This is a genomic window from Devosia sp. YIM 151766 (assembly GCF_030285925.1).
Lineage (GTDB): Bacteria > Pseudomonadota > Alphaproteobacteria > Rhizobiales > Devosiaceae > Devosia.
Genome location: NZ_CP127251.1, coordinates 2116354 through 2134537, shown reverse-complemented (window position 1 = coordinate 2134537; position 18184 = coordinate 2116354). Strand labels below are relative to the sequence as shown.

General features: G+C 64.4%; 15 protein-coding genes. 13 read left to right on the top strand and 2 right to left on the bottom strand.

Going from position 1 to position 18184, the window contains the following annotated elements; genetic code table 11:
* The first annotated feature begins 32 nt into the window (after positions 1-32).
* The 8 genes from xdhC to O9Z70_RS10445 all read left to right on the top strand — a co-directional run bounded on the left by xdhC (position 33) and on the right by O9Z70_RS10445 (position 10580).
* The gene (gene xdhC, locus O9Z70_RS10480; protein WP_286018766.1) at positions 33-890 is read left to right on the top strand and encodes a xanthine dehydrogenase accessory protein XdhC; all 858 of its coding nucleotides are present in this window, start codon (positions 33-35) and stop codon (positions 888-890) included.
* On the top strand, positions 880-2409 hold the full coding sequence (locus O9Z70_RS10475) for an ABC transporter ATP-binding protein (protein WP_286018765.1): 1530 nt from the start codon (positions 880-882) through the stop codon (positions 2407-2409). The genes xdhC and O9Z70_RS10475 overlap by 11 nt, the downstream gene beginning before the upstream one ends.
* Complete coding sequence (locus O9Z70_RS10470) at positions 2406-3491, top strand: ABC transporter permease (protein WP_286018764.1); 1086 nt, start codon at positions 2406-2408, stop codon at positions 3489-3491. Before O9Z70_RS10475 ends, O9Z70_RS10470 begins: the two co-directional genes overlap by 4 nt.
* 2 nt (positions 3492-3493) lie before the next feature.
* Positions 3494-4414: an ABC transporter permease gene (locus O9Z70_RS10465; protein WP_286021993.1), complete on the top strand. Its 921-nt coding sequence runs from the start codon at positions 3494-3496 to the stop codon at positions 4412-4414.
* Between the two features lie 39 nt (positions 4415-4453).
* Positions 4454-5536 (top strand): BMP family ABC transporter substrate-binding protein, encoded by a 1083-nt coding sequence (locus tag O9Z70_RS10460; protein ID WP_286018763.1) that lies wholly within the window; start codon positions 4454-4456, stop codon positions 5534-5536.
* A 300-nt stretch (positions 5537-5836) separates the two neighbouring features.
* Positions 5837-7063 carry a urate hydroxylase PuuD gene (locus tag O9Z70_RS10455; protein WP_286018762.1) on the top strand — a complete coding sequence of 409 codons (1227 nt, stop codon included), beginning with the start codon at positions 5837-5839 and terminating at the stop codon, positions 7061-7063.
* A complete protein-coding gene (gene guaD, locus O9Z70_RS10450; RefSeq protein WP_286018761.1) occupies positions 7060-8361 on the top strand; it encodes a guanine deaminase in 1302 nt (433 codons plus the stop codon). The genes O9Z70_RS10455 and guaD overlap by 4 nt, the downstream gene beginning before the upstream one ends.
* 56 nt (positions 8362-8417) lie before the next feature.
* Entirely contained in the window at positions 8418-10580 is a 2163-nt protein-coding gene (locus O9Z70_RS10445; RefSeq protein WP_286018760.1) for a malate synthase G, read from the top strand.
* 368 nt (positions 10581-10948) lie between these two features.
* Here O9Z70_RS10445 and ade read toward each other — a convergent pair whose 3' ends face one another.
* The gene (gene ade / locus O9Z70_RS10440; RefSeq protein WP_286018759.1) at positions 10949-12676 is read right to left on the bottom strand and encodes an adenine deaminase; all 1728 of its coding nucleotides are present in this window, start codon (positions 12674-12676) and stop codon (positions 10949-10951) included.
* A 105-nt stretch (positions 12677-12781) separates the two neighbouring features.
* Here ade and O9Z70_RS10435 point away from each other — a divergent pair, with 105 nt between their 5' ends.
* The 4 genes from O9Z70_RS10435 to O9Z70_RS10420 all read left to right on the top strand — a co-directional run bounded on the left by O9Z70_RS10435 (position 12782) and on the right by O9Z70_RS10420 (position 15437).
* Complete coding sequence (locus O9Z70_RS10435) at positions 12782-12940, top strand: hypothetical protein (RefSeq protein WP_286018758.1); 159 nt, start codon at positions 12782-12784, stop codon at positions 12938-12940.
* Between the two features lie 68 nt (positions 12941-13008).
* Positions 13009-14058, top strand: a complete 1050-nt coding sequence (locus tag O9Z70_RS10430) for an NAD(P)-dependent alcohol dehydrogenase (RefSeq protein WP_286018757.1) — start codon at positions 13009-13011, stop codon at positions 14056-14058.
* Positions 14059-14067: 9 nt separating this feature from the next.
* Positions 14068-14853 carry an SDR family NAD(P)-dependent oxidoreductase gene (locus O9Z70_RS10425; RefSeq protein ID WP_286018756.1) on the top strand — a complete coding sequence of 262 codons (786 nt, stop codon included), beginning with the start codon at positions 14068-14070 and terminating at the stop codon, positions 14851-14853.
* A gap of 80 nt (positions 14854-14933) precedes the next feature.
* Complete coding sequence (locus tag O9Z70_RS10420; RefSeq protein WP_286018755.1) at positions 14934-15437, top strand: MgtC/SapB family protein; 504 nt, start codon at positions 14934-14936, stop codon at positions 15435-15437.
* A 278-nt stretch (positions 15438-15715) separates the two neighbouring features.
* Here O9Z70_RS10420 and O9Z70_RS10415 read toward each other — a convergent pair whose 3' ends face one another.
* Complete coding sequence (locus O9Z70_RS10415; protein WP_286018754.1) at positions 15716-16162, bottom strand: hypothetical protein; 447 nt, start codon at positions 16160-16162, stop codon at positions 15716-15718.
* Between the two features lie 277 nt (positions 16163-16439).
* Here O9Z70_RS10415 and O9Z70_RS10410 point away from each other — a divergent pair, with 277 nt between their 5' ends.
* The gene (locus tag O9Z70_RS10410; RefSeq protein ID WP_286018753.1) at positions 16440-18179 is read left to right on the top strand and encodes a tetratricopeptide repeat protein; all 1740 of its coding nucleotides are present in this window, start codon (positions 16440-16442) and stop codon (positions 18177-18179) included.
* Positions 18180-18184 lie beyond the last annotated feature (5 nt).

Genomic DNA, 18184 nt, shown 5'->3' with positions numbered 1-18184 from the left:
CCCGGGCCGCTCCATATGCGAGGGGCAGGCCAATGAACGCGGCCAGCCTCGCCACTTTTCTCGCCGACAATTCCTCCGCCATCGCTTGCGAACTCACCGCCGTGCGCGGCTCTTCGCCCCGGGAACAGGGGACCTTCATGCTGGTGGGGCCGGCGACGATCCTTGGCACGATCGGCGGCGGCGCGCTGGAATATATGGTCATCGACCATGCGCGGCGGCTGATCGCTGAGGGGCGCGCGGCGGAGGCCATGGATGTGCCGCTGGGCCCGGAAATCGGCCAATGCTGCGGCGGCCGGGTCAAGGTGGCGCTGCGCTTCGCCGACGGGGCCCTGCGCCAGGAGCTGCTGGCGCGGGCGGCGGCCGAAGAGGCCAGGGCGGCGCATGTCTATATTTTCGGCGCCGGCCATGTCGGCCGGGTGCTGGCGCAGATATTGTCGCTGCTGCCGGTGCGGCTGGAAGTCATCGATACGCGGCAGGAGGAGCTCGACCTGCTGGCGCCCGGCATCCCGCATAAACGGGTCGCCATGCCCGAGGCGGTGGTGCGTTCCGCGCCCCATGGCAGCGCTTTTGTCATTGTGACTCATGATCATGCGCTGGATTTCCTGATCGCCAACGAGGCGCTGGCGCGGCGGGATGCCGCCTATGTCGGCATGGTCGGCTCCAAAACCAAACGGGCGAAATTTTCCAGCTGGTTCATCGAGCAGGGCGGGGAGCGGACAGCCTTGGAGCGATTGATCTTGCCGATCGGGGCGCAAGGGCTTGGGGATAAACGGCCATCGGTGATTGCGGCGCTGGCGGCGGCTGAAATTATGGTCCACATCGGGGACAGGGACGTTGCTGCCGGGCCTGCGCCCATTCCCGGCACGATGGGGGTGGCGAGTGGAAGCTAATATACCAAGCCGGCTGGAGCTGGTCGAAATTACCAAGCAATTTCCAGGGGTTCTGGCAAACGACAATGTTTCGTTTTCGGTCAGGCCCGGGGAAATTCACGCGCTTTTGGGCGAGAACGGCGCGGGCAAGTCCACGCTGGTCAAGATGATCTACGGCATCATGCAGCCCGATGCGGGGGAAATCCGCTGGAATGGCGAGACGGTGATCGTGGCCAATCCCAAGGCGGCGCGAAAGCTGGGTATCGGTATGGTTTTCCAGCACTTTTCGCTGTTCGAAGCGCTGACCGTGCTGGAAAATATCGCGCTGGGCATGGACGCCAAAATCCCGTCGCGGGAGTTGGAGGCGCGGATTCGGGAGGTCATGCGGACCTATGGATTGGCGCTCGATCCGCATCGCACGGTGGCGACCTTGTCGGTCGGGGAGCGGCAACGTATTGAAATCGTTAGGGCTTTGCTGCTCAACCCTTCACTGCTGATCATGGATGAGCCCACCTCGGTGCTGACGCCGCAGGAGGTGGAGCAATTGTTCACCATCTTGCGCCAATTGGCCAAGGAAGGCTGCTCGATCCTCTACATCTCGCATAAGCTACATGAAATCAAAGCCTTATGCGATACGGCGACGATCCTGCGCGGCGGCAAGCTGGTGGATACCTGCGACCCGAAGCAGGAAACCAGCCGCTCCATGGCCGAAAAGATGATCGGCGCCGGGCTCAAGGAAATCGTCAAAAGCGCCGGCAGAACCTTTGGCGAAGCGAAGCTGTCGGTTAACAGATTGTCAACATCAAGCACCGGCCATTTTAACGTTCCGGTCAATGATGTGAGTTTTACGGTACGCGCCGGGGAAATCCTGGGCATAGCGGGGGTGGCCGGCAATGGGCAGAACGCGCTGCTCGACGCGCTGTCGGGGGAGATTCGCAGCACGGACCGCCAGACCATCAGCATCGACGGCAATGGCATCGGGCTGATGGACACCACCGAGCGGCGGCGGCATGGCCTCTGCGCGGTGCCCGAGGAGCGTAACGGCCACGCGGCGGTGGGGGATTTCTCGCTGTCGGACAATTCGGTGCTGACGGCGCGCGACCGGCTCGGCATGGTGATGCTGGGGCTGATCAATTCGGGAGCGGCCAAGACCTATACGGGCAAGGTGATCGCCGATTTCGCGGTCAAGGCGCTGGGGCCGGGCTCCACCGCCGGCTCGCTGTCCGGGGGGAATTTGCAGAAATACATCATGGGCCGGGAAATCCTGCAAAGGCCGTCGGTGCTGGTGGTCAGCCAGCCGACCTGGGGCGTCGATGCCGGCGCGGCGGCGGCGATCCATCAGGCGCTGGTCGACCTGGCCGCCGCCGGATCGGCCATTGTGGTCATCAGTCAGGACCTGGATGAATTGCGGGCCCTGGCCGATACGCTGGCGGTGATCAATATGGGACGGTTGAGCGAGGCGCGGCCGGTGAAGGATTTCAGCGTGGAGGAGATCGGCCTGCTGATGGGCGGCGTCCATGGCGGGACGGAGGCGGCATGATGCAGATACGCCTCGAAAAGCGCCTCGAACCCTCCAAGACCATGCTCTACCTGTCGCCGATCGGGGCGGTGCTGGTGACGGCGCTGGTGGGCGCGCTGGTATTTTCTCTGATCGGCTATGACGGCGTGGGAGCGGTGCGGGAGATTTTCCTCACTCCGCTGCTCAACCCGCTCAAATGGCAGGACCTGGCGGTCAAGTCGGCGCCGCTGATCATCATCGCGGTGGGCCTTGCCATCGGCTATCGCGCCAATGTGTGGAATATCGGAGCCGAGGGCCAATATGTGCTGGGCGGGCTGGCGGCAACCGGGGTGGCGCTGCTGACGCGCGACATGAGCGGCGCCTGGATCTTGCCGCTGATGATCGTCGCCGGCATGGCGGGGGGCATGGCCTGGGCGGCGGTGCCGGCCTTTTTGCGGACCCGGCTGCAGGTCAATGAAATCCTCACCAGCCTGATGCTGACCTATGTGGCCATCCAATTGCTGAACTATCTGGTCATCGGGCCCTGGAAGGACCCGATGGGCTTCGGTTTCCCGCAGACCCGGATGTTTACCGGCGACCAGATGCTGCCGCGTGTGGTGCCCGGAACCATCGTGCATCTGGGCGTGCCCATCGCCATCATCGTGGCTCTGGGAGCCTGGTTCTTCATGAGCCGGTCGGTGTTCGGCTACCAGATCAAGGTGGTCGGGGCGGCGCCCAGCGCGGCGCGCTATGGTGGCTTTTCGGTCAATCGCACGATCTGGCTGGCGCTGCTGACCGGCGGCGCGCTGGCGGGGCTGGCGGGGGTGCTGGAAGCGGCGGGACCGTTCGGGCGCATGGTGCCGTCCTTCCCGACCAATTACGGCTTCACCGCCATCATCGTGGCCTTTCTCGGGCGGCTGCATCCGATAGGAATCATTTTCGCCGGGCTGGCCATGGCGGTGGCCGTGGTCGGCGGCGAGGTGGCGCAGACGACGATCAAGCTGCCGGTCGCGGCGGTGGGCATTTTCCAGGCGATGATGCTGTTCTTCCTTTTGGCCAGCGACGTCCTGGTGCGCTATCGGCTGCGCCTCGGCGCCAGGGCCGAAGTGGAGATCGCGCGATGAGCATGGACCTGTTGATCCCCATCATCTTCACCCTGATCGGCGCCTCCACGCCGATCCTGATCGCCGCCTTGGGCGAATTGGTGGTGGAAAAGAGCGGCGTGCTCAATCTGGGCGTCGAGGGCATGATGCTGATCGGCGCGGTGGTCGCCTTCGCCGTGACCTATACGAGCGGCAATCCCTGGCTGGCCATTGGCTGCGCCGCTTTGGCCGCCGCCGCATCCTCGATGATCTTCGCCTTCCTGACGCTGACCCTGTCGGCAAGCCAGGTGGCCACCGGGCTGGCGCTGACCATTTTCGGCACCGGTTTCTCGGCCTTGTTCGGCCAGGGCTATACGGGCCGGCCCATCGATATCTTCCGCTCGGTGTTTCCGGCGGAGCTGGCGAGCCATCCCATCTGGCGGCTGATCTTCGGCCATAGCCCGCTGGTCTATTTCTCGCTGATCCTGGTCTTCGCCGTCTGGTTCTTCCTCAACAAGACCCGGGCGGGCCTGATCCTGCGCGCGGTGGGCGAGAACGATTTCTCCGCCCATTCCATCGGCTATTCGGTCATCGGCGTGCGCTATGCCGCGGTGGCGTTCGGCGGGGCGATGGCCGGCATTGCGGGCAGTTGCTTTCCGCTGCTGCTCACGCCGCAATGGGCCGAGAAGCTCACCGCCGGGCGCGGCTGGATCGCGCTGGCGCTGGTGGTGTTCGCCGCCTGGCGGCCGTTCCGCCTGCTGGCCGGCGCCTATCTCTTCGGACTCGTGATGACCATCGAGCTTTATACCAAAGCCTCGGGCAGCATGGGTCTGTTGCCGTCCGAATTCTGGGCAGCGCTCCCCTATCTGGCGACGATCATCGTTCTGGTGCTGATCTCGCTGCGGCGTTCCGGACATTCGGCAGCGCCCGCCTGCCTGGGCAAGCCTTTCATGCCCGGCCAATAAAAAGACTAGCAACAACAGTTTTCAGTCAAGGAGAACAAAATGACCATCATCACCCGCCGCACAGCGCTCAAGCTCGGCGCCGCGGGCCTGGCCCTGCCGCTGGCGAGCTCGCTCGCCTTCGCCCAGGACGGCCCGCTCAAGATCGGGTTCGTCAATGTCGGTCCCAAGGACGACAATGGCTGGACCTATGGCCATTGGGTCGGCGCCCAGGCGCTGGAAGAAGAATTCGGCGACCAGGTCGAGATCACCTTTGTGGAAAGCGTGCCGGAAGGCCCGGACTGCGAACGCGTGCTGCGCGAACTGGCCCAGCAGGGCAACAAGATCATCTTCGCCACCAGCTTCGGCTTCGGCGACTACGTGATCAAGGTGGCCCGCGAATTCCCCGACGTGATCTTCGAACACGCCACCGGCTATCAGCGCTCGGACAATGTCGGCACCTATAATGCCCGCTTCCATGAAGGCCGCGCCGTCATGGGCACCCTGGCCGGCCATCTGAGCAAGACCAATAATATCGGCTATATCGGCACGTTCCCGATCCCCGAAGTGGTGATGGGCATCAACGCCTTCACGCTGGCGGCCCGCAAGGTCAATCCCGAGATCACGGTCAATGTCGTGTGGCTCTCGAGCTGGCACGATCCAGCCAAGGAATCGGACGCCACCCGCGCGCTGATCGATCAGGGCGCCGACATCATCTCGCAGCATTCCGACGGTCCGGCGGCGCTGCAGGTGGCCGAGGAGCGCGGCATTATCGGCGGCTTCGGCCAGGGCGCCGATATGAGCGCCTTCGCCCCCAATGCGCATCTTTCCGCGATCATCGACGTCTGGGCACCCCATTATATCCAGGTGGTCAAGGACGTGCAGGCCGGTAACTGGGTGTCCGATGACAGCTGGCCGGGCATTGCCGCCGGCGAAGTGGTGATCGGGCCTTATAACGAGAAGATTCCCGCCGAAGTGGTGGAAGCCGCCGAAGCGGTCAAGAACGGCATTGTCGATGGCTCGCTGCATCCGTTTACCGGGCCGATCGTCGACAATACCGGCACCGAACGCGCGGCGGCCGGCGAAACCATCGACGATGCCGGGCTGTGGGCCATGGATTGGTATGTGGAAGGCGTGAAGGCCTAAAGGCGTTCATGCCGGCAGGCCGGCGTGAGGCGCCGGCCTGGTCTGTTTAGCTGCTCTCCCTCTCCCTTGAGGGGAGGATTGGGGGTGGCGGAGCGAGGGCGAGGCTGCGGATATGTAGGAAACGCAGCACCCCCACCCCGGCCCTCCCCTCAAGGGGGAGGGGGGCGCAGGCGGTTGGGGAATCATTTCCGCTGGCAGCTGACATGCGGGAAAAACCCCTCACCCGGTTTCGTCCGCTGAACGCGGACAAAACCACCCTCTCCCACCAGGGGCGAGGGGCAAATCGAGTATGAGGCTGGAATGGGCGATCTGGCGATTTTCTATGAATGGGCGATGTTCGCCGTGCGCTGGCTGCATGTGGTGACGGCCATTGCCTGGATCGGCTCGTCCTTTTATTTCATCGCGCTGGACCTGGGCCTGCGCAAGACCCCGAGCCTGCCGCCGCTGGCGCATGGCGAGGAATGGCAGGTGCATGGCGGGGGTTTCTACCACATTCAGAAATATCTGGTGGCGCCGGAATTCCTGCCCGAGCATCTGACCTGGTTTAAATGGGAGAGCTATGCGACCTGGCTGTCCGGGGCCATGCTGCTGGCATTGCTCTATTATGTGGGCGCCGACCTCTATTTGGTCGACCGTAATGTGCTGGACGTGGCCAATTGGGTGGCGATCCTGCTCTCGATCGGCTCCATCGTGCTCGGCTGGCTGCTTTACGACGCGCTGTGCAAGTCGCCGATCGGGCAATCCACCACCGGGCTGATGCTGGTGCTGTTCGCCATCCTGGTGGCGATGAGCTGGGGCTATACGCAATTGTTCACCGGCCGCGCCGCCATGCTGCATATGGGCGCGTTCACCGCCACGATCATGACCGCCAATGTGGCGATGATCATCATTCCCAACCAGAGAAAAGTGGTGGCGGACTTGAAGGCGGGGCGGGTGCCGGACGCCAAATATGGCGTCATCGCCAAGCAGCGCTCGCTGCATAACAATTACCTGACCCTGCCGGTGATCTTCTTCATGCTGTCCAGCCATTACCCGCTGGCTTTCGCCACGCAGTGGAACTGGATCATCGCCTCGCTGATCTTCCTGGTCGGCGTCGTCATCCGGCATTATTTCAACACCCGCCACGCCCGGAAGGGCAATCCGCACTGGACCTGGGGAATGGCCGTGGTGCTGATGCTGGTCATCGCCTGGCTGTCGACGGCGCCGAAATTGCCGGGCATGGGCGATGAAACGCTGCCGACGGCGGCGGGCGAGCGCTTCATGCAGACCGGACATTTCGCGGCGGCGAGCCTCGCGGTACAGACCCGCTGCGCCATGTGCCATACGGCCGAGCCGGTGCATGAGGGCATTTATCAGGCGCCCAAGAATGTCATTCTCGACAATGACGTGGCCATTGCCAACCACGCCCATGAGATCGCCATCCAGGCCGGGTGGAGCCATGCGATGCCGCCGGGCAATGTCACGGAGATGACCGGGGCGGAGCGGGCTTTGCTGGTGGAATGGTATCGCGAGGGCTCGGGGTCATGAGCCGCACCATTCTGCGCGGGCGGGTCTTGAGCTTTCACCGGGCGCCGCAGGGCCTGGACGATGCGGACAGCTATCTCTATCTCGAAGACGGCGCGGTCAGCATCGAGGATGGCAGCGTTGTCGCCTTGGGGGATTTTTCGGCGGCGGACATTTCCGGCGCCGTGGTCATCGACCATAGGCCCAACCTGATCCTGCCCGGCTTCATCGACCTGCACCTGCATTATGTGCAGAGCCAGATCACCGCCGCCTATGCCGGATCGCTGCTGGAATGGCTCAATACCTATACGTTCATCGAGGAACAGAAGTTCAGCCAGCAGGGCCATGCCGATGCGGTGGCGGTGGATTTCTACGATGCGCTGATCCGGCACGGCACCACCAGCGCGGTGGCCTATTGCTCCAGCCATCCGCGCTCGGTGGATGCGTTCTTCGCCGAGGCGCAAAGGCGCAACATGCTGATGGTCGGCGGCAAGGTGATGATGGATCGCAATGCGCCGGCAGGGCTCTGCGACGACGCGCAATCGAGCTATGACGATTCCAAGGCGCTGATCGCGCGCTGGCATGGGCGGGGCAGGGGGCTCTATGCCATCTCGCCGCGCTTCGCCATCACCTCGACGCCCGCACAGATGGAGGCGGCGCGGGCGCTGGTCGCAGAACATCCCGAAGCCTATGTGCAGACCCATCTCAGCGAGAACGACGCCGAGATTTCCTATTCGATGGAGCTGTACCCGGAGGCGCCGGATTATACGGGCATCTATGAGCATTACGGCCTGCTGGGGCGCAAGACGCTATTGGGCCATTGCATCCATCTCAATCATCGCGAGACCGGCATTCTGGCCGAAACCGGTTCGGTGGCGGTGTTCTGCCCGACCTCCAATCTCTTCCTGGGCTCGGGCCTGTTCGACCGCGAGCGGCTGCTGAACAACGGGGTGCGGATCGGCATTGCCACCGATATCGGCGGCGGCACCAGCTTTTCCATGCTGCGCACACTGGACGAGGGCTACAAGGTATTGCAATTACAGGGGCAGCGGCTCAATCCGTTCGCCTCCTTCCATATGGCGACGCTGGGCAATGCCGAGGCGCTGGGACTGGAACGGACCATCGGCGCCATTGCGCCGGGGCGGGCGGCGGACCTGGTGGTGCTCGATGCCAGGGCGACGCCGACCATGCGGATGCGCATGGCCAATGCCGAGACCCTGGCCGAGGAATTATTCGTGCTCCAGACGCTGGGCGACGACCGGGCGGTGGCCGAGGTCTATGTCGCCGGCGCAAGGGCGAAGTCCACCCTAGGCGGGTTGTGACGCCCGCGACGATGGCCTAAAGCTGTCGCCAAAGCTGTTTCCCAAGGACATCTGGCATGACTGAATATCAGACGAGATCCGGCCTTTCCGTGCATCCGCTGCTGGTGGATTTTGTCGAGAAGGAGGCGCTGGCGGGCACGCCGGTTACACAAGAACAATTCTGGGACGGCTTTGCCGCCATGCTGGCCGAGCATGTGCCGACCAATGCCCGTCTGCTGGCGCGGCGCGACGAATTGCAGGGGCAGGTCGACGACTGGCATCGCCAGAACGGGCCGGTCGCCAACAATCCGGCCGGCTATGAGGCCTTTTTGCGCCGGATCGGCTATCTGGTCGAGGAGCCGGGCGAGTTCAGCATCGAGACCGAGGGGCTGGACCCGGAAATCGCCACGATCTGCGGGCCGCAACTAGTGGTGCCGGTATCGAATGCCCGCTATGCGCTCAATGCCGCCAATGCGCGCTGGGGGTCGCTCTACGACGCGCTTTATGGCACCGACGCGGTGAGCCGCGATGGCGAATTGGCGCCGGGCAAGCAATATAATCCGGCGCGTGGCGCCGAAGTGGTGGCGCGGGCGGCGGCGTTCCTGGACGAGACCTTTCCATTGGCCACGGGAAGCCATGCCGATGCGACCGGCTATCATGTGATCAAGGACGGCGAGAGCCGGATTTTCGCGGTGGACCTGCCGACGGGGCAAACGGGACTGCGCGATCCATCGGCTTTCGTGGGCTATGGCGGCACCGAGCAGGCAGGAGAAATCGTCCTGCGCCATAACGGGCTGCATGTGGTGCTGATCATCGCCCCGGACACGCCGATCGGCGCGGCCCATGCCGCCGGCCTCAGCGATGTCGTCGTCGAGGCGGCGCTGACCACGATCCAGGATTGCGAGGATTCGGTCGCGGCGGTGGATGCCGAGGACAAGGTCGGGGTCTATCGCAATTGGCTCGGGCTGATGGACGGCACGCTGGAGGACACGTTCGAGAAGGGCGGCAAGTCGGTGACCCGCAGGCTCAAGGGCGACCGGACCTATAAGGACGTCAATGGCCAGGAATTGGTGCTCAAGGGCCGGTCGCTGCTGCTGGTGCGCAATGTCGGCCATCTGATGACCACCGATGCGGTGCTGCTCGACGGCAAGCCGGTGGGCGAGGGGCTGATGGATGCGGCGCTGACCGCGCTCTGCGCCCTGCATGACAAGGGCAATAATGCCCGCAACGGTGCGATCTATGTGGTCAAGCCCAAAATGCATGGCCCCGAGGAAGTGGCCTTTGCCTGCGCGATTTTTGCCTCGGTGGAGAATTTCCTCGGCCTGGAGCCGAACCGCATCAAGATCGGCATCATGGATGAGGAGCGCCGGACTTCGGCCAATCTCAAGGCGGCGATCTACGAGGCGCGCGCCCGGGTATTCTTCATCAATACCGGGTTCCTCGACCGCACGGGCGATGAAATCCATACCTCGATGGAAGCCGGGGCGGTGCTGCGCAAGGACGAGATCAAGGACGAGCGCTGGATCGGCTCCTATGAAGACCGCAATGTGCTGATCGGCCTGGCCGCCGGCTTCTCCGGCAAGGCCCAGATCGGCAAGGGCATGTGGGCGCGGCCCGACGATATGGCGGCGATGCTGGAGGCCAAGATCGGCCATCCCAGTTCCGGGGCCAATACGGCCTGGGTGCCGTCGCCGACGGCCGCAACGCTGCATGCGCTGCATTATCATCAGGTGGACGTGTTCGAGGCGCAGAAGCGGCGCCACAACCAGCCTCTGCCGCCGCTGGCGGAGCTGTTCTCCATGCCGGTGCAGGCGTCCGATGCGCTGAGCCACGAGGAAATCATCCGCGAGCTGGAAAACAACGCCCAGGGCATTCTCGGCTATGTGGTGCGCTGGGTGCAGCAGGGCGTCGGCTGTTCCAAGGTGCCGGACATCAACGATGTCGGGCTGATGGAAGACCGTGCCACCTGCCGGATTTCCAGCCAGGCCGTGGCCAATTGGCTGCGCCATGGACTGGTCAGCCGCGACGAGGTGACTGCCGTATTCGAGCGCATGGCCAGCGTGGTCGACCAGCAGAATGAAAGCGACCCGATCTATCGGCCCATGGCGGAGAACTTCCAGTCCGTGGCGTTCACTGCCGCCCTCGACCTGGCGCTGCATGGCGCCGACCAGCCCAGCGGCTATACCGAGCCGATCCTGCATGCGGCGCGGCGCAAGGTGAAGGCGCGGGACCGGAAATAGACTGGGGCTGCTGACAAAGAACCCTCGCGTCAAGCGCGAGGGTGACGAGCGGCGGTTTTGGGGCGATCACCCGGTCGGGCAGTCCATTTCGCCTGTGGGCTGTTTCGCTTTTCCCGGTGTGGCCCCCGCGCAGGCGGGGGCCTTCGTTATTGTAACCGAGGTTCCCGCTTTCGCGGGAATGACGCCGTGGTTGAACAGGTCCCCTCTTTCTTTCGATAGGCATCCTGATCGGGGCTTTGACGGCGTTTCCTTCCGGCGTGGTTTCTTGGCTGCTTCGTTTTCCTGGTGTCACCCCCGCGAAAGCGGGGGCCTTCATTATTGTAACAGAGGTTCCCGCTTTCGCGGGAATGACGCCGTTCAGCTCAATTTCAACTGACGAAATCGAAGCGATCGACGTCGAACAGGCCCCTGTCGGTCATTTTGAGATGGGGAATGACGGGCAGGGCGAGGAAGGCGACCTGGAGGAACGGTTCGGGCAGGATGCAACCGAGCGCCTTGGCGGCATCGCGGAGGAGGCGGAGGTCCTGGGCGACGTCCTCGAAGCTCTTGAGGCTCATGAGGCCGGCTATGGGCAGGGCCAGTTCGGCGGTGACCTTGCCGTTATCGGCGGTGACGAAGCCGCCGCCCAGCTCGATCAGCCGATTAACCGCCAAGGCCATGTCGGCATCGTCGGCGCCGACAACGGTGATGTTGTGGCTGTCATGGCCGACCGAGGAGGCGATGGCGCCGCGCTTGAGGCCGAAGCCGGTGACGAAGGACCGGCCGATATTGCCGTTCTTGCCGTGGCGCTCGATGACCGCGAGCTTGATGACATCGGCGTCGAGATCGGGTTGCAGGCCCTTATCGGTGACGGCGAGGCTGGCTTCTTCGCGGAAGGTGAGGATGAGGCCGGGTTTGACGCCGATAACCGGCACGCGGTTCTGGCCGGGCTTCGGCGCGGTGACGAAAGCCTCGGCATTGACGGGCCGGGCTTGCATCGAGCGGAGACCCACCGGCTCGACGGAGCCGCGACGATCGAACAGATCGGGGGTGACCAGCCGGCCGGCGGCAATGACATCGGAGACGCGGCAGGTTTCGAGGTTGTCGACCAGGACGATATCGGCGCGCCAGCCGGGGGCGACCAGGCCACGGTCGCGGAGCCCGAAAATGCGGGCGGCGGAATGGCTGGCGGCGCGATAGACGTGATGCAGCGGGCGGCCCATGGCGATGAGGCGGCGGATGGAGCTGTCGAGATGGCCTTCCTCGGCGATGTCGAGGGGATTGCGGTCGTCGGTGCACAGAGCGACGAAACTGGAGGTGTTTTCGTCGAGGATCTCGGCGAGGGCTTCCAGATCCTTGGAGACCGAGCCTTCGCGGATGAGGATGGCCATGCCCTTGGCGAGCTTCTCGCGGGCCTCGGCGGCGCTGGTGGCCTCGTGATCGGTGCGGATGCCGGCGGCGAGATAGCCGTTAAGGGCTTGCCCGAGCAGCAATGGGGCGTGGCCATCGATATGGCCGTTCTGGAAGGCGGCCAGCTTGGCGATGATGCCGGGATCGGCATTGAGCACGCCGGGAAAGTTCATCATTTCCGCCAGCCCGACCACTTTGGGATGGTCGCGGAAGGGCAGGAGGTCGTCGATTTCGAGTTGGGCGCCGGCGGTCTCGAAGGAGGTGGCGGGCACGCAGGAGGACAGATTGACCCGCACATCCATGATGGTGCGTTCGGCGCTGTCGAGGAAATAGCTTATGCCCTCCGCGCCCAGGACATTGGCGATTTCGTGCGGATCGCAGAGCACGGTGGTGACGCCATGGGGCAAGACGCAGCGGTCGAATTCCAGCGGGGTAACCAGCGAGGATTCGATATGCAGATGCGTATCGATGAAGCCGGGCACGGCGTAACGGCCGGCGCCATCGACGATTGCGCGCCCCTCATAGGCGCCGTGGGCGCCGACGATGCGGTCGGCGACGATGGCGATATCGGTGACATTCACCGCGCCGGTGATCACGTCGAGCAGGCCGACATCGCGGATGACGAGGTCGGCGGGGACCTTGCCCTGGCCGGCCATAATCATGCGGGTGAGCAATTCGGGCGAGGGGGTGGAGGAGGGGCTGATCATGCCAGAGCCTTTATCGCCGCCCGGTCGCCGTCAAGCCCTCGTGACGCAGCAAGGGAACCGGCATGTATGGCAGGCGTTGGATTCCAACGGAACCTGGAGCTTTACATGGAAACCTATGACCCGGACAAGAACACGACGGAAGTGCGGCAGGGCAATCCGCGCAAGATGAACCTGCGCGTCTTGATGATTTCCACGACGCTGATCATCGTGGTTTTCGCCATCATCTTCCTGGTGTTTTCTATTCTGCAGCCGGCGCCGGCCTGACCGCAGGGGCGATCTGGCATTCGCCCGGACGATGCGCTAATGCTCGCAGGTCTGCCGAGGAGGACCTGATGGCCAGGATGCGCGCGCTGGTGCTGGAACGTCAACACGAACTGGCCTTGCGCGACATCGACATGCCGCTTGATGTCGGCCCGGGGATGGTCAGGATCGCCATTCACACCGTGGGGGTCTGCGGATCGGACGTGCATTATTACACCCATGGGCGGATCGGCGGCTTCGTGGTTCGCGAGCCGATGGTATTGGGCCATGAGGCGGCGGGCACGATCGTGGAAACCGGGGAGGGGGTGACCCATCTCAAAATCGGCGACCGCGTCTGCATGGAGCCGGGCATTGCCGATGCCAACTCGCGAGCCAGCCGGCTGGGCATGTATAATGTCGATCCGGCGGTGCGGTTCTGGGCGACGCCGCCGGTGCATGGCGTACTGACGCCCGAAGTGGTGCATCCGGCCAATTACACGTTCAAGCTGCCGGACCAGGTCAGCTTTGCCGAGGGCGCCATGGTCGAGCCCTTCGCCGTGGGCATGCAGGCGGCCAGCAAGGCGCGCATCCAGCCGGGCGATATTGCCGTGGTGCTCGGCGCCGGGCCGATCGGCACCATGGTGGCCCTGGCCGCCCTGGCGGGCGGTTGCGCCCGGGTGATCATCGCCGATCTGGCGCAGCCCAAGCTCGACATCGCGGCGCGCTATCAGGGCATCGTTCCGGTCAATATAGCCGAGCAGGACCTGGTTGAGGAAGTGGCGCGGCTCACCGAGGGCTGGGGCGCCGATGTGGTGTTCGAATGCTCGGGCTCGCCGCGCGCCTGGCAGACTATTATGGAATTGCCGCGCCCGGGCGGGGCCATCGTCGTCGTCGGGCTGCCGGTCGAGCCGGTGGCGGTCGATATTGCCGGCGCCTCGGTCAAGGAAGTGCGGATCGAGAACGTGTTCCGCTACGCCCATCAATATGACCGCGCCATCGCGCTGATCGGCTCGGGCAAGGTGGATTTGAAGCCGCTGATTTCCGAAACCTTCGCGTTCGACGATGCTATCGAGGCGTTCGAGCGGGCGGTGGAGGCGCGGCCGAGCGATGTGAAGCTGCAAATCCGCGTCGCGGCGGAATAGGGGGAGCGAATGGATCTGGGGCTCAAGGGCAAGGCCGCAATCATCACCGGCGGCACGGTCGGAATCGGGCTGGCGATCGCCGAGGGACTGGCGGCGGAGGGCTGCCATCTGGCGCTGGTCGGCCGGGACGGCGAACGCGGACGGCGCGAAGCGGATCGCCTCGCCGCGAGCCATGGCGTCAGCGCCGTCGCCATCGCCGCCGATGTCGCCAGCGCCGCGGGATGCGATGCGGTGATCGAGGGGGTGATGGCGGCCTTTGGCGGGGCCGATATCCTCATCAATAATGCCGGCACCGGATCGAACGAAACCATCCAGCAGGCCGACGATGCCAAGTGGCAATATTACTGGGACCTGCATGTGATGGCGGCGGTGCGGCTGGCGCGCGGCCTGGTGCCGGCGATGAAGGCGCGGGGCGGTGGGGCCATCTTGCACAATGCCTCGATCTGCGCGGTGCAGCCGCTCTGGTACGAGCCGATCTACAACACCACCAAGGCGGCGCTGATGATGTTCTCCAAGACGCTGGCCAATGAGGTGGTGGGCGACAATATCCGCGTCAACACGGTCAATCCGGGCCTGGTGCTGACGCCGGACTGGATCAAGACCGCCAAGCAGATCGCCGGCGAGGATGGTTATGAGGCGCATCTGCAAGGCGTCGCCGACGAGGCGGGCGGCATGAAACGCTTCGCCTCGCCGGAGGAAGTGGCGAATTTCTTCGTCTTCCTGTGCTCGGACAAGGCCAGCTATTCGACCGGCAGCACCTATTTCGTCGATGGCGGCTGGCTGAAGACCGTCTAGCGCGGATTTCCGATCCGGCTTCAGGGAACCTGCGGGCATTGGCGGTGTTGTCAGGGCAGCGTCACGGTCTCAGGTGCCCCATGGATGTCGGCAATAGTTTCGGGCTGGTCGAAACCTATCTTCCCCAGCACATCATCGCGCTGCGGCTGCTGATGGCGGCGATTTTCGGCGCCATGATCGGTTTCGAGCGCGAGATCAATACCGCCGAGGCCGGGCTGCGCACCCATATCCTGATTTCGGTGGCGGCGGCATTGTTCACCATTCTCGCCTTCGAGATCTTCCATACAATCGAGGGCGGGCCGGTGGGAACGCGGGCCGATCCCATTCGGGCGGTTGAAGCGGTCACCGCCGGCATCGCCTTTCTCGGCGCCGGGGCGATTTTCCGCAGCGGCAGCAATGTGCAGGGGCTGACGACCGGCGCCGGCATGTGGTTGGCCGGCGCGGTCGGCGTGGCAACGGCGCTGGGCTTTTATGTCATTGCCGGACTGGTGGCGATCTTCGCCGTTCTGGTGCTGGCGGCGCTTCGGGCCTTCGCCCACCGGGTGGTGGGGCACAAGAGCGAGGAGCCGCCCCAGCGGCCCTGAATATGGGAAGCGGGGAGAAACTTCAGGCAGGTCTCGCGGGATCGAGGGACATATCCCGCAAGGCCATCGGCTTCTCCCCCCATACGAACGCAGCCGGGAGGAGCCGCATCCGTGACCCAGCGCCGGCGGCATCCGGGCCAGCCAGCGCTCCAGACCGTCAGCGGTGCAAGCTGCCGATCCGGATCCGATGGCGGAGAGAGACACTTGGGAATGCAGACCGGTGGAACCGGAATGCAGCGTCACTCTCCGCCGAGGCATGCAGCCTGTGGACGCAGGAGCTACATGCCAACCGCATCCAGGCACTGATGACGTGCCCAGAAACTGACAATGGCTGCCGCCTCATGCCGATAGGCAACGAGTTCGGCCTGCCTGAAAAACACATTTGCCGCGCCAGCATCGTGGAGAGCCTGCCGGCCCGCCTGGTCGATGGGAGCGGACATGACGGCGAGAGGAATGCCCTTCTGCCGTAGCATTGCATGGTTGCGGACGACAAATTCCAGATTGGCGCCGCTATGGGCCTTGAGGTCGATGAGGACCAGACCGGGCCAGGTGACGCCGGGGCTCGCAAGGATGGCGGCCAGGGCCTCCTCGCCTGCCGCGCCGCTGGCAAAGTGCCGGATGGCGGGCGCGTCATGGGCCGCCAGCATGCGGGTCAGCAGATAGGCCGAATGATCGTCGTCATCGATCAGCGCCATAAAGGGCGGGTCGGGGATTTGCGCGTACAATGGTCACCTCAAGTCCTGCGTCGTGCAGGCCAATACATGCAGAATACGGAATCCGTCCCGCACGCTTTGGCACCGGATGGGGTGGTGAACAGGGTTGTAGAACAGGGCCGAGCGGGGCCTGGCCGCCGGCGCGCATGTCGCGCCCATGGCATGACGGGCCGCCCTATGCGCCATGAGGAACGTGCCGCAAAGGCAAATCGGGGTAAAACACCGGTAACGCGGGTTGTATTTTACATGTAAAGAGTCACAATCGGCCTCGTTACGGAGGGGGTCCCGGGTGTCCGACGGCGAGCCAGGCGACGAGGAAACGGCCGAGGCCCTGCAACGCTTGCTGGCCTGGCCGGACATGGCCCGCTCGGGGCAATTGGCCAAGTTCCTCCGCTATATCGTCGAGCGCAAGCTCAACGGCGAGGCCCAGGGCATCAAGGCCTATTCGATCGCGGTCGACGTTTTCGGTCGCCCGCCGGATTTCGACCCGCAGGTCGATCCCATCGTGCGGGTGCAGGCGCGCCGGCTGAGAAGATTGCTCGACCAATATTATCGCGAGGCGGGTGCGGAAGAAAATATCCGCATCGTGCTGCCCACCGGCCGCTATGTGCCGGCCTTTATCCGTCGGGATCAACTGGCCGGGGCCGCGCCAGTCGAAGCGGAAAATGCAGCGCCGGCTGCTCCGCCGCCGCCCGCGCGCCCGCAGGCGCTTTCGATCTCCTGGTTTGTGCTGGCGGTGCTGACCACGGGCCTGGCCATCATGGCCTATGCCTTTTCCACCTGGGGGCCGCGTGACGGCGTAACCCTGCCGGACACGGGACGGATCGTGCGACCGGCAGTGCTGGTGACGGAATTCAAGAGCCTGACCGGCGATATTGCCGATCTGAGCATGGCGGCTGGATTGTCGGTTGCGCTGACGAATGCGCTGGATCGATTCGAGATGATCTCGGTGCGCTATGGCGGCGGGGCCAGCGCCGCCGGCGCAGAGGACCGGGATTTCGATTATGTATTGAGCGGCATAATCCGGCGGGTCGGCGGCGGGCTGCAATATAGCGCGATCCTCACTGAGATGACGACCGGTGCGGTGGTGTGGAACAAGGCAATCGCGCTGGGCAGCGCCGAGACGACGCGCGCCGATCTGCTGAGCTACGTGTCGGACAGGCTGAGCGTGGTGCTCGGCAGCCCGCGCGGCCCGCTATTTGGGCGATCCCGGGCGCTGCTCGCCGATTATGTCGCGAATTCAGGGGGCGAAAACCTCTATATCTGCCGGGTGCTGTTCGATCTTTACCGGGAGCGCGAGACGCAGAGCGCGGGAGAAAAGGCGCTGCATTGTTTCGACTCTCTGGGCGAGCGCGCCGGCCGGACAGGTCAGGCGATGGCGGCACGGGCCAGTCTGAGCGTCGAAGGCATAAGCGATGACCTGGCCCAGGACATGCCGTCCGAAGAGCGGCAGGCCTGGGCCGACGACCTGCTGGCCGCCGCCGTGAAGGCGGCGCCGGTCAGCGCTTTCGTCTGGGAGCAGCGGGCGCGGTTTTACGAGCTGACCGGGCAGGGCGAGCAGGCGGAAGCGTCCTATGGCACCGCCTTGCAGATCAATCCGGCAAACAATGATGCCTTAGCCGGCCGGGCGCGCCATTTGGCTTTGCTGGGCCGCCATGAAGCCGCCGAGCGGCTGGCCGCGCGTCTCATGACGGACAGCCCGAACCCGCCGCCCTGGTATTTCTGCGTGCCGGCGCTGGAGGCGCTGCGGGATGGCGATTACCTTTCGGCGGTGGACTATGCGGAGATTTATGCGGAGGCGGACCGCGAATTGGGGCCGATCCTGGCGGTGATGGCCGGGCAGGGCTTGAGGGACAGCGATATCGTCAATCGCTATCTGCCACGGATCCTCGACCATGCCAGTTTTCGCGCCAATGGTATCATGCCCCAGCTTCACCTGCGCATCGCCGATGAGATCCTGTTGAGCGATATCCGCATCGCCCTGCTCTCGGCCGGCGTCCCGGTGGCGGCGCTGATGGGGGCGTTTTAGGGATT